The organism is Gemmata obscuriglobus (assembly GCF_008065095.1).
In the GTDB taxonomy this organism is placed as follows: Bacteria; Planctomycetota; Planctomycetia; order Gemmatales; family Gemmataceae; genus Gemmata; species Gemmata obscuriglobus.
In genome coordinates this window covers 4107845-4121888 of the sequence record NZ_CP042911.1, presented here as the reverse complement: position 1 = coordinate 4121888, position 14044 = coordinate 4107845, and the positions used below count along the sequence as shown (strand labels likewise).

Annotated in this window: 11 protein-coding genes; 3 read left to right on the top strand and 8 right to left on the bottom strand. The window is 65.7% G+C overall.

Annotation, left to right across the window (positions count from 1 at the left end):
* Window positions 1-144: 144 nt before the first annotated feature.
* From glgP to GobsT_RS17060, 8 genes are all read right to left on the bottom strand, one after another.
* Complete coding sequence (glgP, locus tag GobsT_RS17095) at window positions 145-2703, bottom strand: alpha-glucan family phosphorylase (RefSeq protein ID WP_010043392.1); 2559 nt, start codon at window positions 2701-2703, stop codon at window positions 145-147.
* 97 nt (window positions 2704-2800) lie between these two features.
* Window positions 2801-3343, bottom strand: a complete 543-nt coding sequence (gene ruvX, locus GobsT_RS17090) for a Holliday junction resolvase RuvX (RefSeq protein WP_157506836.1) — start codon at window positions 3341-3343, stop codon at window positions 2801-2803.
* A 95-nt stretch (window positions 3344-3438) separates the two neighbouring features.
* Window positions 3439-4527, bottom strand: a complete 1089-nt coding sequence (locus GobsT_RS17085; RefSeq protein WP_010043387.1) for a mannose-1-phosphate guanylyltransferase — start codon at window positions 4525-4527, stop codon at window positions 3439-3441.
* Between the two features lie 82 nt (window positions 4528-4609).
* Window positions 4610-5407 (bottom strand): MBL fold metallo-hydrolase, encoded by a 798-nt coding sequence (locus GobsT_RS17080; RefSeq protein ID WP_010043384.1) that lies wholly within the window; start codon window positions 5405-5407, stop codon window positions 4610-4612.
* 142 nt (window positions 5408-5549) lie between these two features.
* Entirely contained in the window at window positions 5550-7403 is a 1854-nt protein-coding gene (locus tag GobsT_RS17075; protein ID WP_010043382.1) for an MFS transporter, read from the bottom strand.
* Window positions 7404-7567: 164 nt separating this feature from the next.
* Window positions 7568-8470, bottom strand: coding sequence for a Gfo/Idh/MocA family protein (locus tag GobsT_RS17070; protein WP_010043380.1), 903 nt, complete (start codon window positions 8468-8470; stop codon window positions 7568-7570).
* A gap of 110 nt (window positions 8471-8580) precedes the next feature.
* Complete coding sequence (locus tag GobsT_RS17065; protein ID WP_010043378.1) at window positions 8581-9585, bottom strand: magnesium transporter; 1005 nt, start codon at window positions 9583-9585, stop codon at window positions 8581-8583.
* 2 nt (window positions 9586-9587) lie between these two features.
* Window positions 9588-10970, bottom strand: coding sequence for an efflux RND transporter periplasmic adaptor subunit (locus GobsT_RS17060; protein WP_010043376.1), 1383 nt, complete (start codon window positions 10968-10970; stop codon window positions 9588-9590).
* 131 nt (window positions 10971-11101) lie between these two features.
* On the opposite strand from GobsT_RS17060, the gene GobsT_RS17055 reads away from it, so the two are divergent.
* From GobsT_RS17055 to GobsT_RS17045, 3 genes are all read left to right on the top strand, one after another.
* Window positions 11102-12082, top strand: a complete 981-nt coding sequence (locus GobsT_RS17055) for an AAA family ATPase (protein ID WP_010043374.1) — start codon at window positions 11102-11104, stop codon at window positions 12080-12082.
* A gap of 148 nt (window positions 12083-12230) precedes the next feature.
* Entirely contained in the window at window positions 12231-12587 is a 357-nt protein-coding gene (locus GobsT_RS17050) for a four helix bundle protein (RefSeq protein WP_010043372.1), read from the top strand.
* Between the two features lie 57 nt (window positions 12588-12644).
* Window positions 12645-14015 (top strand): DUF58 domain-containing protein, encoded by a 1371-nt coding sequence (locus GobsT_RS17045; RefSeq protein ID WP_010043368.1) that lies wholly within the window; start codon window positions 12645-12647, stop codon window positions 14013-14015.
* The last annotated feature ends 29 nt before the right edge of the window (window positions 14016-14044 follow it).

The following is a 14044-nucleotide window of genomic DNA, read 5'->3' as shown; positions in this document are numbered from 1 at the left end:
GGCAGAGACAGTAACGCTGTGCGTCGCGAGAAGGCCGCACAGCGTTACTGTCTCTGCCACAACGGCTAAAAGTGCAGCAGACATCAACAGCCGAACTGCACGCCGTGACCTGGTGGCTCGTGTCAGGTTACGGCGCCGGAACCGTTAGCCCCAGGTGACGAGACCGGGCTCGAACAGGTGCGCGAGGTACTGGTTTTTGGGCAGCACCCGCACCCCGAACCCGAACTGGCCGCTGGACCGGCACGACACCTCGCCGGCGAATTGCACGCTCGCACCGCTCGAACCGCCGTTCGCAGTCAGGGCCACGGTCTTGGGGTCCGCGATGTCGCCCAGCGCGTCCAGCACCCCATGGCACAACTGCACTTCGACGTCCTCCGGCTTGAACGAGCCGAGGTTCACGCGCACCTTGACCGGGAAGCTGCCCCCCACCCGGAGCGTGTCCGCGGTCGGGGCCTCAACGCTCTCTACCCTGACCTGCGACCAGTCGGACGACACCCGGCGGCGCCAGGCCGCGAGTTCCTTGGCGCCGGCGAGCTGGTTCGCGCTGAGCGCCGCGGCGCGGCGGTGGCTCGGGACGTAGCACGTCTCCGTGTACTGCTCGACCATCCGGTTGGTGTTGAACACCGGCACGAGGCTCATGACCGAGCGCTTCATGCGGCGGATCCACTCGCGCGGCAGGCCGTTGGCGTCGCGCTTGTAGAACGTCGGCAGGATGTCCTGTTCGAGCAGGTCCATCAGCGCCCGGCTCTCCACCTCGTCCTGGTACTGGAGGTCGGTGTACTCCTCGCCGGCGCCGATGGCCCAGCCGTTGTCGCCGTCGTAACCCTCCACCCACCAGCCGTCGAGGATGCTGAGGTTCAGCCCGCCGTTGCCGCAGATCTTCATCCCGCTCGTGCCCGACGCCTCCAGCGGGCGGCGCGGGTTGTTGAGCCACACGTCCACGCCCTGCACGAGGTACCGGGCGACACTCATGTCGTAGTCTTCGATGAAGACCACACGCTTGCGGAACTCCGGCTTCCGGCACTGCTGGAACACGCGCTGGATCAGCTCCTTCCCGCCGCGGTCCTGCGGGTGCGCCTTGCCGGAAAAGATGAACTGGATCGGGCGGTCCGTGCTGGCGACCAGCCGGGCGATCCGCTCGGCGTCGCGGAACACGAGGTCGCCGCGCTTGTAAGTGGCGAACCGGCGCGCGAACCCGATGGTCAGAGCGTCGGGGTCCAGCACCTCGTCCGCGGCTTCCACTTCTGACGGCGGCGCGCCGCGGCGCTTCAGTTGCGCCCGCAGCCGGGTCCGGGCGAGGGCGACCAGCCGCTCGCGGCCGCGCTCGTGGGTGCGCCACAGCTCGCCGTCGGGGATCTGCTCCACCCGCTTCCAGATGGCGAAGTCGGTGGGCCGCTCCTCCCACTGGATGCCGAGGTACCGGTCGTAGAGTTGAGCGAACTCGGGCGCGAGCCAGCTCTGCGTGTGGACGCCGTTGGTAATGCTGGTGATGGGCACCTCGCTGGCGGGCAGCTCGGGCCACAGCTCCTTCCACATCCGGCGCGACACGCTGCCGTGCAGCTTGCTCACCCCGTTCGACACGTTCGCCAGCTTCAGAGCCAGCACGGTCATCCCGAACGGCTCTTGCTCGTTGGCCGGGTGCTGGCGGCCGAGCGCGACGAGGCCGCCGCGGTCGATGCCCATGCCGGCCATGTACTCGCCCAGGTACTGCTCGATCATCTGCACCGGGAACGCGTCGTTGCCGGCGGGCACCGGCGTGTGCGTGGTGAAGCACGTCCCGGCCTTCACCGCCTCGTAGGCGGTGGCGAAGTCGAGCTTGTGTTCCTCGATCAACAGCCGGATGCGTTCGAGGCCGGTGAACGCCGCGTGCCCCTCGTTCATGTGGCACACGGTCGGCATCTTGCCCATCGCGCGGAGCGCGCGGATGCCGCCGATGCCCAGGATGATTTCCTGCTGGATGCGGGTGTGGTGGTCGCCGCCGTAGAGCTGCGCCGTGATCCCGCGGTCCTCGGGCTTGTTCTGCGGGATGTTCGCGTCCAGCAGGTACAGCGGGACGCGACCGACCTGAATGTGCCACACCTTCAGCGCGAGTTCGCGCCCGGGCAGCGGCACGGTCACGATGATGGGGGCACCGTCCTTACCGACTTCGAGCGTGAGCGGCAGGGTGAAGAAGTCGTTCTCCGGGTAGCGCTCCTGCTGCCAGCCGTCCACGTTGAGGTACTGGCGGAAGTACCCCTCGCGGTACATCAGCGTGACGCCCATGAGCGGGAGCCCGAGGTCGCTGGCGCTCTTCAGGTGATCCCCGGCGAGCACGCCCAGACCACCCGAGTACACCGGAACGCTCTCGTGAATACCGAACTCGGCGGAGAAGTACGCGATCCGCGCGTCGTCCCCGGCGTGATTATCCTGATACCAGGTCGGGGCGCTCAGGTAGTGATCCAGCGCGGCCGCGACGCGGTCCATGTGCGCGAGGAACCCGTCGTCGCGCTCCAGCTCCTCGAACCGGCTCTGGTCGGTGGCGCCGAGCAGCCGGATGGGGCTGTGGTCCAGCGCCTCGAACAGGTCCGGGTTGATGCGCCGGAACAGGGCAACCGCGTCCGCGTTCCAACACCACCAGAGGTTGTAGGCGAGCGTTTGGAGCGGGCGGAGCCGGTCGGGGAGGCGGGGAAGAACGGTGTACGGACGGATCGAACGACCAGCCATGCAGGCGTCCTCTGCCGGGTTCGGTGCGAGCGAATGGGCGGCTTGAGAGAGGCGAGCCACCGACACAACCGCTAACGTAGGCAAACTGCAGCGGGTTTCAATTCGCGTCCGGTTCCGAAGCGGAATCGGGGCCGGCGGGCGGCACATCGCTCCCGTTCGGCGGGGACCCGGCGTCGATGAAGGTTTGGAGAATCATTTGCGCCGCGACGCGATCGACCTTCTCCTTGCGCTTTTTGCGGGTGAGCCCGGCGCCGAGCAGCGCGCTTTCGGCGGCGAAGGACGTGTGCCGCTCGTCCCACATCACGACCGGCAGCCCGGTGAGGTCGGACAGCCACCGGGCGAACGCCCGCGCTTCGCCCGACATGGGGCTCTCTTCTCCACTGGCGTGGAGCGGCAACCCAACCACGACGCCCGCGAACTTCGACCGCGCGCAGAGGTCGCGGAAGTAGGGCTCGCGGGTGGCGTCGTTCGCCTGCGTGCCCACCGGCGAGGCAATGACGCGGTCGGGGTCGCACACCGCGACCCCGATGCGCTTGGTGCCGTAGTCGACCCCGAGCAGCGCGCCGCGTGGGGGAAACGATGGCCCCCCCCGCCCCGCTCCGCCCACTGAGGGGAGTGAGAGTTCAGCGGGTCCGCTCAACGAACTCGATTCGCGAGCCGGCTCGAAAGGCCCTGTCTCCCCCCTTCCCTTTTGGGAGGAGGGGCCGGGGGGGGTAGGTCCTTCCGCTTCCGCGCTCACGTGAACTCCCCGCGGTTGCTCTTCTTGAGCGCGTCCACGATCTCTTTCACCTTGTCCTCGTGCTTCCGGTCCGCGACCAAGATCGCGTCGCCGTCCTGGATCACCAGCAGGTTGCTCACGCCGTAGGTCGCAATAACCGTCTTCGGCTCTCCGACGATGACACACTTGTTCGTGTCGATGCCACAATGGTTAGCCTGAACCGTGTTGTGGTTCGCGTCCTGCGGGTTGCGCCGCTCCAGCGCCAGCCAACTCCCCACGTCGTCCCACGTGTAGGGCGCGGCGAGGACCAGCACCTTGCCCTCTTTGGCCGCGTCCTGCATCACGGCGTAGTCGATGCTCTTCTTTTCGGCCTGGTTGTACGTGCCGCGGAACACCGCGTCGAACTCGGGCGCACCCCACGCCTCCGCGATCTTGGCGACGACCGCGTGAATGTCGGGCTTACGGGCCTTCAATTCACCGAGGATGGCGCCCGGCTTCCAGACGAAGATGCCGCTGTTCCAGTCGTACTCGCCGCTCGCGACGTACTGTTCTGCGACCGAGAACTCGGGCTTCTCGCGGAACACCTCTACCTGCGACGCGGTCACGCCCTGGCGCGTACCCGCCGCCGCTCCGCGCTTGATGTACCCGTACCCGGTGGACGGGAACGTCGGGCGGATGCCGAACGTGATGAGTTTGTTCGGCTCGTCGGCCAGGAACTGCTCCGCGGCGTGGAGCGCGCGCCGGAACTCCTGCTCCGGCTCGATGACGTGGTCGGCCGGCATCACCGCGATTGTGGCGTTCGGGTCGGCCTTCGCGATGATTGCGGCGCCGAGCCCGACGCACGGGGCCGTGTCGCGGCCCTCCGGCTCGCCGATGATGTGGTCGCGCGGCAGTTCCGGCAGTTGGGCCGCGGTCTCGTCGGCGTACTGGGCGCCGGTGACGACCCAAGTGCGCTCCGGCGGGATCTGGGCCGACACGCGATCGACCGTGCTTTGCAGCAGGGTGCGGTTACCGCTGAACGTGAGGAACTGCTTGGGCCGCTTGGACCGGCTCCGGGGCCAGAACCGGGTGCCGCCGCCGCCGGCCATAATCATCGCGTGAAGCATCGTCTCTCCGGGGGGAACTCAAACACCAAAGCGCGAACTCCGACGCAACGCGTCCAGATCCGCGGGTCGCGCGGCCGCGTGACTAGAACGTGAACTTGAGGCCGTCGTAGGCCGGTTCGACGTTCGGCGGCAGCGTCCGCATCAGTTCCTCGTATTCCATCGTGTGCGCCATGTGCGTCAGATACGCCTTCTTCGGCTTCACCTTCGCGATCACTTCGAGTGCCTGATCGAGCCCGAAGTGGGACGGGTGCGGCTTGCCGGGCCGCAGCGCGTCGATGACGAACACGTCCAGCCCCTCGAGCAGCGGCCAGCTTCGGTCCGGGATGTGGCTGACGTCGGTGCAGTACGCGACGTTCCCGATCCGGAACCCGAGCACGTTGAAGCGGCCGTGAATCAGCGGAACGGGCGTCACGGTTTCGCCCAGCACCTCGAACGGGCGCTCGTCAATGCGCCGGAGGTCGAGCCGGGGCAGCATCCCGAGGGGGAAGTCTTCACTGCCCGGGGCGAACACGTAGGCAAACGCCTGGCGGATGATCGCTTCGGTCTCGTCGGTGCAGTACATCGGCAGCGGGCCGTTGAGCTTCACCGGGAAGATGCGCAGGTCGTCCAGCCCGAACAGGTGGTCGACGTGGTAGTGCGTGTACGCGACCGCGTGGACCAACTTCACGTTCTCGCGCAGCAGTTGCAGCCGCATCTCCGGGGCGGTGTCGATGAGGAGGTTGCCCTGGGCGTTGCTGACCAGCACGGAGCAGCGGTAGCGGTGGTTCCGGGGGTTGTCGGACGTGCAGACGTGGCAGTCACAGCCGAGCATCGGCACCCCCATGGAGGTGCCGGTGCCGAGGAACGTGAACGTTCGCGGTTCTGTCGCGTGAGTGAGCATCGCACCGGTATTTCACCGGGCGGAGGGCTCAGTGACAAGTATCAAGTCTCAAGTCGACAGGTCGCGAGCCGTAAAGTCGAAGACCTTAGCCTTGGTGGCATTTGACTTTACGACCAGCGACCGCTCGACTTGGGAGCCGATGTTAGCGTCCCCAATCTTCGGCGGGAGCGCCGCCGGTGGCCCGATACGGCCTCTCACCCACGAGGTGGACCTGCTTGTAGCCGCCGGTCACCATGAAATAGAGAATCAGCAGCAAGAACCCGACCGCCAGTACCGCCGGCACAACCGCAGTATAAAGCAGTGCCTGCTTCGCGCCGGACAGCCGTGCCTCGCTGAGCTTCTCCTTGTCGGCCGCATAATTCGGCCGGCCTTCCTTGTCCCACCACTTTTTCAACCCGTCCAAGCTCTCTTTCAGCTCCTTGCCGGCCGGTTTCCCTTCGGCTTCGAGCCGGGCTACCGTTTCGATGTCGCTTTCCAGCGTCGTCTTTTTGCCTTCCTTGCGGTTCCCGCTCTCGTCGATCACGCCGCCCCAGTCGTCGAACACCTTGAGCTTACCGTTGTCGAGCCCGGCGACCGGGGGCAGTTGTGTTGGCATCAGCCCGGTCAGCAGCGGGAACCCTCGCGCGGCCGGCTTGCCGTCTTCACCGCGTGCGACGTACCGCTCGTAGGTCGAGGGTGCGGTGGCTTGGATCTTCTCGACCGCAAAGTAGTCCTGTTTGTATCCGATGCCCGGGGCGCCGAGCAGACCGGCAGACATCATCCCGATACCACCGCTAATCCCGAGTGCCAGCGCCCCCCCCTTCGGAAACCGCTCGGAGATCACACCTAGCAGCGTCGGCCAGTAGAAAGTCTTACCTAAACCGTAGACGGTAACGGCCAGCATCCACGGCCAAGTCGAGCTGGTGAAGTCGAGCCCCAGCGCAGCCAACCCGGCCGTCCCCAGCACGGCACTTACGCACAACAGCCCGATCGGATTGATCTTCTCCACAATCGGACCGGCGAAGAACCGCAACGTGAACATCAGAGCGTTCGTCCACATAAACGCGAGGGTGGCCTGGGTTTCGTCCGCGAGCACTCTCTCGGTGATATTCCCGATCCAACTGTCGGTGCCCAACTCGACGTATCCGACCAGTGCGTGCAGAAGGTAAAGGAACGCGATGATGAGGTTACCCGGAGCAAACCGGACGATCACCCCGTAGCCCAGCCAGATCACACCGGCCACGACCCAGCCGATCCACGGCGGGGCGCCAACACCGACTTTAGCCAGCAGGCCCGGCAGTTCGTTGTTCAGCAGCACACCAACTAGTCCGATCGCCACCGCGGCGCCCAGCATGCCGACCGTTCGCATCATTTCGGAGAGGGGTACGCCGGCCGACTTCGCTTCCGATTCGGGGAACGGGCGGTTGAACATCATCAGGCCGTACAGCAGCACCGGAACCAAGAACACACCCAGTTTGATCTCCCACTGAGCGTTTGGAGCCATTTGTTTGAACCCGAGCACAATCAACGCGCCAAGAATCAAGCCGAGCGGCCAGCCGGCGTGGAGGATGTTGAGCCAATGGGTCTTGTTGCGAGGGAACAGCGTCGCCGTCAGAGGGTTTATAACGGCCTCACACGTGCCGTTGCCGAGCGCGAATAACCACATCCCGAGGTACAGGCACCAGTAAGCTCCTGCCTTACCGTACATGCCGTATACCGGGGCCGCCGCGAAGGTGACGAGGGCACTGGACGAGTGCAAGAGGAACGCGACCATCATGAGCTTTCCGTAGCCAAATCGATCGGCACAGAAGCTGAAGAAGATGATCGCGATGCCGAACCCAATCAGGCCGCCGCCGGTGATGGTGCCCAGTTCGCTCTGCGTAAAGCCGAACTGGTTGCCCCAGTCTTTCAGGATGAACCCGCGCACCGAGAACCCGATGCCGGCAGCGATAAGTGTGAAGAAACTGGCCCAAAAGAGGACCTTCTCGTTCCGACCTGGAGAGGACGAACTGCTCACTAGCGTCTCCGTCTGTGGGAGTGTGGTTATGCGCGAATATTCAGGTGCGGTGCCCGGGCGAGTCTATCAGCCGCGCCGGTGCGGTGCCAGCGGAAAGGAATGAGGTTTGCCGCTCTCGCGCTCCGGCTGTTAGTCTGTGCGGGCGCCTCGCGAGCAGCGGCGCGTCACACCTTGACCGTCTCGCCCGCCCCGTGGTTGGCGCCGCTCCGGTTCGCGGCTTCAATAAACGCCACCAACTCAATCGTTTCCGCGATGTCGAGCGGTGACTTTTTTGTTCGGAACATCTCCACGATCTGTTTCAGCAGCTCGCGGTAAATGAACTTGGTGCCGATTGTGACGGCTTGAACGCCCTTCTCGCTGAACCCTACGAAACCGTAAGCGCTCGCGCCTTTGCGGATGCCGCGGAGGGTCGCCATCCGGCCGTCGGCCCAGTGTCCGGTGACGGTGTCGGTGTCGGCGTCGCGGGTGCAGGTAACGCGCTTACAGCCCGGCCCCATCAGCGCATACAGCACCTCGACCGGGTGAATCCCGTAGTGGAACAGCCCCGCGTTCCGCTCCGGAACCGGGGACAGCGACGCCGGCCCGTACACCACGCACCCGACCAGCTTCCCGCGCTTCGGGTCCGCGGCGAACGTCACCACCTCCGGCGCGTACCGCAGCGATGAGGACGAGAACAGCGGTAGCTTCTTCTTCGCGGCGAGTTCGGCGAGCTTCTTCGCGTCTGTCACGGAACACGCATAGGGCTTGTCGACGAAGCACGGGACGCCGGCCTCCAGGAACGGCTTCGCCCGCTCGTAGTGGGCCGTCCCGTCCACCGCCTCGATCAGTACCCCGTCCACCTTGCCGATCATGTCCTCCGGCTTGTCCACCAGCGGAACACCGAAGTCCTTCATCTGCTTGGTGAACCCCTCGACTCGCTCGGGCGAGAGCTTCGACGTTCCCGGACAACCGATCACGATCCGGGCACCGTCAACGAACTGGTCCTTATCGTTGCCGATGTGGTTCAAACGCTTGGTGAACTCGACGCAGTGTGAGGTGTCGAAGTCGAGGATACCGAGCTTAATCATGGCGGTGACCTTTGGCAGCGGCGGGCGTGTGCCCGCGAGGATACCCCGGCACGCGCCCGTTGTCACTCGGTCACAAGAGGCAAAACGTGTTCGCCGCGGAGGCTGGGGCTTCAGGTGAGCAGCCGGGCGAGGTTGAAGTACGCCAGCAGAGCCGCGATGTCCGCGCACGTCAGCGCGATCGGCCCGGCCGCGACCTGCGGGTCACGCTTCATCAGGTGGAGCAGGTGCGGTACCGCCAGCCCCACGATGGCGGCGCATGTGACCCCGATCCCGATCCCGCCGAGGACGATCAGGAACAGCTTCGCGAGCCCCTGCCAGCCGGCCGCAATCGCACCGACGAGTAGCCCCGTTGCGAGGCCGAGCATGAGCCCGGTCGCGGCCTCGGAGCGGAGCCGGGCGAAGAGATCGCGCCAGGACGGTTGAGCTTCGCGGAACGCCTCGAGCGCGAGCGTTACGGACTGAATCGCGACGCTCTCGGCCAGCGCCAGCACCACCGGGATGAACAGCGCCAGCACCGCGTGCTGCCAGTTCAGCTCGACCTGATAAATCTCGGCCAGGATCGCCGCGAGCGTACCCCCGGCGACGTTGCACAGCAGCCACGGGAACCGTCCGCGGAACGCCACCAGCGGGCGCGCCTGCTGCGCCCGGGTGAGCCGCACCCCGATGAGCTGGAACACATCGTCCCGGGTCGGCGGCGGGCCGCCGGGGTCACTAGTTTCGGCCAGCTCCTCGGCGTAAGCTTCGATGTCGATCACCCCGATCAGCCGCCGCAGTTGGTCCACGACCGGGAACGCGAGCAGCCGGTGCATCGTGAAGAACTCGCACGCATCGAGCAGCGTGGCCGACGCCGGGATCGCGATCACGCCCTCGATCATCACGTCCCGGATCGGCGTTTCCAGGGTCGCCAGCAGCAGCCGGCGGGTGGGGACCACGCCGACCAGCCGCATTGCGTCGTCGACGACGTAGAAGTAGATGATGCGCCCGGGCGGTGGGTGCTGCCGCATGTGCGCGAGCGCCTCGCTAACGGTCCACTCAGGGTAGAGGGTGGCGTAGTCGTTCCGCGCGTAAACGGTCACCGGCTCGTTGAGCTGCGCTTCGGTCAGGTGTAACGGCATCGTCACTCCGTGCGGACATCGGCCCCGTCGGTCAGGGCCCCCAGATTCCCTTCAACTACCTGCTCCGCGCCGGTGAACTTGTCCCACGCACCGGCCGTCGCGGTGGCCTTGCGCCGGCCGAGCACCTGCACCGTACCGGGGTCGCCGCGTCCGAGCTGCACGCGGTACTTGACCGCCTTCCCGGATTCGATCAGGTAGACGTAGTGCGTTTCGTCGGCGGGGAGCACGCACCCCGCCGGGATTACGACGGCGTCGCCGGCCTCGGCGTTGATCCGGACGGTCGCGTAGACGCCGGGCTTGAGCGAGCGGTCCTTGTTCTCGATGTCGATTTCCACGCGCAGGGTGCGCGTCCCGGGGTCGATCGCGCCGGTCGTGCGGGTCACGCTGCCCGCGTACTCGCGCCCGCCCAGCGAGGGCACCCGCACGGCAGCGGCCGTTCCGACCACGGCCTTTTCGGCGTTCACTTCAGGGATGTCGGCGAACACGCGCACGACGTCCGACCGCATCACCGTAAACAGCACCGTGCCGGTGCCGGCACTCGCGGGCTGGAGGAAGTGCCCCGGGTGAACGTTTCGCGCCGTCACGACGCCCGAGAACGGCGCTTTCACCTGCGTGTACGATTCGAGTACCCGAGCGCGTTCCAGCTCGGCCTCAGCCACCTTTACACGTGCCTCGGAAGCTTCCACATCTGCTTGGGCGCGGGCGCGACGGGCCTTTCGTTCGTTTACGCCAGCAACCGCGGTCGCGACCTTCGCGACCGCCTCGACCTTGGCCGCTTTTGCGGTTTCAAAGTTCTTGGTGACGACGTTCCGCGTTTGCGTGTCCGCCACGCCGCCCGTTATTTGAGCGTTCACTTGATCGAGTTCGGCTTTCCACCGGGCGACATCGGCATCACTGCGGGCGATCCCGGCCGCGGCCTCCTTCACCATTTCCTCGCCCGCGGTGACCTGGGCGTCGGTCACGTCGCGCTCGCGCTCGGAGAGCACGAACTCGGCCCTGACCTTCGCGACGGTCGCCCGCTTCTCAGCAACGTCGGCCGCGAGTTCGGGAATATGCACGGTGGCGAGCAGTTGATCCGCCTCCACCACACTTCCGATGTCGATGACGGGCGCCTGACCGCCCGGGAGCGTCGTGCCGGCTTTGAGGGCCGCTGTGTCCGGGGCAATGGTTTTGACGTACCCGGGGAGCTTTGCGACGATCGGCGCGACTTCGAGCGGCTGGACGGTGGCGGGCTGTTCGATGGCCCACTTCACTGCTCGGGTGGCGGGGCGCGTGACCTTCACGAGGGGCGGGGAGGCCGGCTGATTCGCGGCCCCCGGCGGCGGCGCAGACCGGTGGCACCCCAGCGATAGGGAGGCGATCAGGAGGAGCAAACAGGCGCGCATGTGTCGCTCCGGTCGGTACGAAAGTGAGAGGACGCGGAAACGATCGGAATCGCCCACGGCGGCGGGCGTCTTCAACCTCGTAAGTTGAACACTCCCGGCCCCGAACATCCGCTGTGCTCCCGGAAAACGTTATGTCTACCGACGTGGCGGGCGTTGCCAACCGCATCATCGCCAACATCGAGAAAGTCATCATCGGCAAGCGCCCGCAGCTCACGCTGGCCCTGGCGGCGTACTTCTCGGAGGGACACATCCTCCTCGAAGACGTCCCGGGGGTGGCGAAAACGATGCTCGCCCGGGCGCTGGCGCGCAGCGTGGGCTGCGCGTTCAAGCGGCTCCAGTGTACGCCCGACTTGCTCCCCAGCGACGTCACCGGGGTGAGCATCTTCAACCAGAAAACGAACGAGTTCGAGTTCCGCGCCGGTCCGGTGTTCGCGCAAACCCTCCTCGCCGACGAAATCAACCGCGCGACGCCCCGCACCCAGGCCGCCCTGTTGGAAGCGATGGGCGAACGGCGGGTGAGCGTGGACGGTCAGACCTACGTTCTGAAACCGCCGTTTCTGGTCATCGCGACGCAGAACCCGGTGGACCAGGAGGGGACGTTCCCGCTCCCCGAGGCGCAGCTCGACCGCTTCCTGGTGCGCCTGACCCTGGGCTATCCGAGCCTGGAAGAAGAGAGCAAGATGCTCTCGCGGCTCCAGATGGGGCACCCCATCGACGACCTCAAACCGGTCGTCAGTGCCGAGGATGTCATGACCTGCCAGGAAGCGGTTCGCAGCGTCCACGTCGACGACAAGGTCAAAAAGTACATCCTCGAAGTTGTCCACGCGAGCCGCGCTCACGAGGATATCTTGCTCGGCGGCAGCCCGCGGGCGTCGATCGCACTGTTCCGCACGGCCCAGGCCCTGGCGGCGATCAGCGCCCGCGACTTCGTCCAACCGGACGACATCAAGCGCGTGGCCCAACCGGTCCTGGCGCACCGGATCATCCTGAAGCCCGAGAGCCGGCTGCGGAAGCGCACGCCCGCGGCGGTGGTGAAGGACCTGGTGGACGACGCCCGGGTGCCGATCACCAACAAGATGAAGGCGACTCAGGTCGATTACTTCGACGACTGACGATCAAGTTAAAAGTAAAAAGTCAAAAGGCAAACAAGAGAAGGCGCCGAACGTAAGCAATCGATCAAGGCGAAAGTCAAAAGGCAAACAAGAGGTGGCGCCGAACGTAAGCAATTAAATAGAAGGCACCATCTACGCGGGATCGCCCATGCCGCCATTCGACATCTGCGAGCGGACGTTCGATTTCGCTGTGCGGATTGTGAATTTGTGTTCGACCCTCTGTGAGCACCCAGACCCCTCGCGGCGTCTCGGGGATCAACTGCTTCGTGCGGGTACCTCTATCGGCGGGAACGTTGAGGAAGGGAGAGCAGGCCAAAGTCGTGCAGACTTCATCAGCAAGAACGCGATTGCGCTCAAGGAAGCTCGTGAAGCTGCCTATTGGTTGCGTCTGATCAGCGCGACTGTATTGCCGAACTCGGACGAGGTTCGCGATCTCCACGAAGAAGTCCAACATTTAAAGCGAATCCTGGGCGCGATTGTGGCGCGAGCAGTTGAGAATACTTGAGGGGCGTTGTTGCGTGCAGCGTTTTTGCCTTTCACCTTTTTACTTTTGCCTTGCTCTATGAAGTGGTTCCTCGCCATCGCGTTACTGATTGGTGCGGCGCTCGCGCTTCAAGCGGGGCTCGTCGCGTTCGCGGGGTACGTCCTGCTGGGCGTCTACCTGCTGTCGCGGTACCTCGCGCGGCGGTGGGTCCACGATCTCGAAGCGACACGCGAATGCGACTCTTCACCCCGTGAGGTCGGCGAGTCGACAGCCGTGACCGTCACTCTGAGCAACGCCGGGGCGATCCCGATCGCGTGGGTGCTGGTCGAAGACCTGTTGCCGGACTTCGCGGTGAAAGCCCGAACCCCACGCATCACCGCGAAAGGCAAACGGGTTCAGGTCGTGACACTCGGCAGTCGAGGAACGAAGACGATCAGGTATAAGGTCACGTTCCAGATGCGCGGGTACTACCCGCTCGGCCCGACGCTCCTCGAAACCGGCGACGTGTTCGGGTTGCACCGCCGGCACCGCGTCATCGGGAAGCCGGTGTACGTGATGGTCTACCCGAAGGTCGTCGCGCTCCCGAAGTACAACTTCGCGTCGGAGCGCCCCATCGGAGAAGTGCGGCTCCAGAACCGGCTGTTCGAGGACCCCACCCGCACGGCGGGCGTGCGGCAGTACGTTCAGGGCGACCCGCTCCAGCGGGTTCACTGGAAGGTGACCGCGCGCACCGGGCAGCTGCACTGCCGCATCTACGAGCCGACCACACTCGCGGGCGCCACGATCCTCGTGGACTTCCACCAGGACGGCTACCACAAGCGCGGCGAGCCGTTCCGGTCCGAACTCGCGATCACCACCGCGGCGAGCCTGGCTTACTTGGTGTCGGTCCTGAACGTGCAGATCGGGTTCGCGAGCAACGGGCGCGACGCCGCGGACCGCATCCGCGAGGACGCGCTTGCCGCCGAATCAGAAGAAGCACAGCGTGAGGGGCACACCACCCGCGAGGAGGCCCGCGACCGGTTCGAGCTGGCCGACGGTTCCGACCGCGTCCGGCCCGTCGTGGTGGACACGCGCCGCGGGTTCGACCAGTACCAGCAGATCCGCGAGGCGCTCGCCCGGCTTGAACTGTCGGACGCGCTCACCTTCGGGCAGCTTGCGCTGGAGATGGCGGGGCGGATGCCGCGCGACGCGACCGTCATCGCTTTGCTTCCGCGGGTGCCGGCCGAAACCGCGATTGCTCTGGGCACGTTGAAGCGCCAGGGCTTCGCCGTCAGCGCGATCCTGATCGGGCTGGACGAGAACCACAAACTCGAGGCCCACGGGCGGCTGCTCGCCGAGACGATCCGCGACATCCGCTACGTCAGCACCGAAGAGGAGTTGGCGCACCTCTGCGAGAACAAGGCCGCGAACGCACCGGCGGCGTACTCGGTTGACATTCCGCTGGGCTGAGTGCTCGTTCCCCGCTAGCGGTCCCGGGC

Bases quoted from the DNA above. Each gene is read 5' to 3' on its own strand.
- GobsT_RS17070 (WP_010043380.1), bottom strand. From the start codon at position 8,470: ATGATTAAGCTCGGTATCCTCGACTTCGACACCTCACACTGCGTCGAG.
- GobsT_RS17055 (WP_010043374.1), top strand. From the start codon at position 11,102: ATGTCTACCGACGTGGCGGGCGTTGCCAACCGCATCATCGCCAACATC.
- GobsT_RS17050 (WP_010043372.1), top strand. From the start codon at position 12,231: ATGCCGCCATTCGACATCTGCGAGCGGACGTTCGATTTCGCTGTGCGG.
- GobsT_RS17060 (WP_010043376.1), bottom strand. From the start codon at position 10,970: ATGCGCGCCTGTTTGCTCCTCCTGATCGCCTCCCTATCGCTGGGGTGC.
- GobsT_RS17065 (WP_010043378.1), bottom strand. From the start codon at position 9,585: ATGCCGTTACACCTGACCGAAGCGCAGCTCAACGAGCCGGTGACCGTT.
- GobsT_RS17045 (WP_010043368.1), top strand. From the start codon at position 12,645: ATGAAGTGGTTCCTCGCCATCGCGTTACTGATTGGTGCGGCGCTCGCG.
- GobsT_RS17080 (WP_010043384.1), bottom strand. From the start codon at position 5,407: ATGCTCACTCACGCGACAGAACCGCGAACGTTCACGTTCCTCGGCACC.
- glgP (WP_010043392.1), bottom strand. From the start codon at position 2,703: ATGGCTGGTCGTTCGATCCGTCCGTACACCGTTCTTCCCCGCCTCCCC.
- GobsT_RS17085 (WP_010043387.1), bottom strand. From the start codon at position 4,527: ATGCTTCACGCGATGATTATGGCCGGCGGCGGCGGCACCCGGTTCTGG.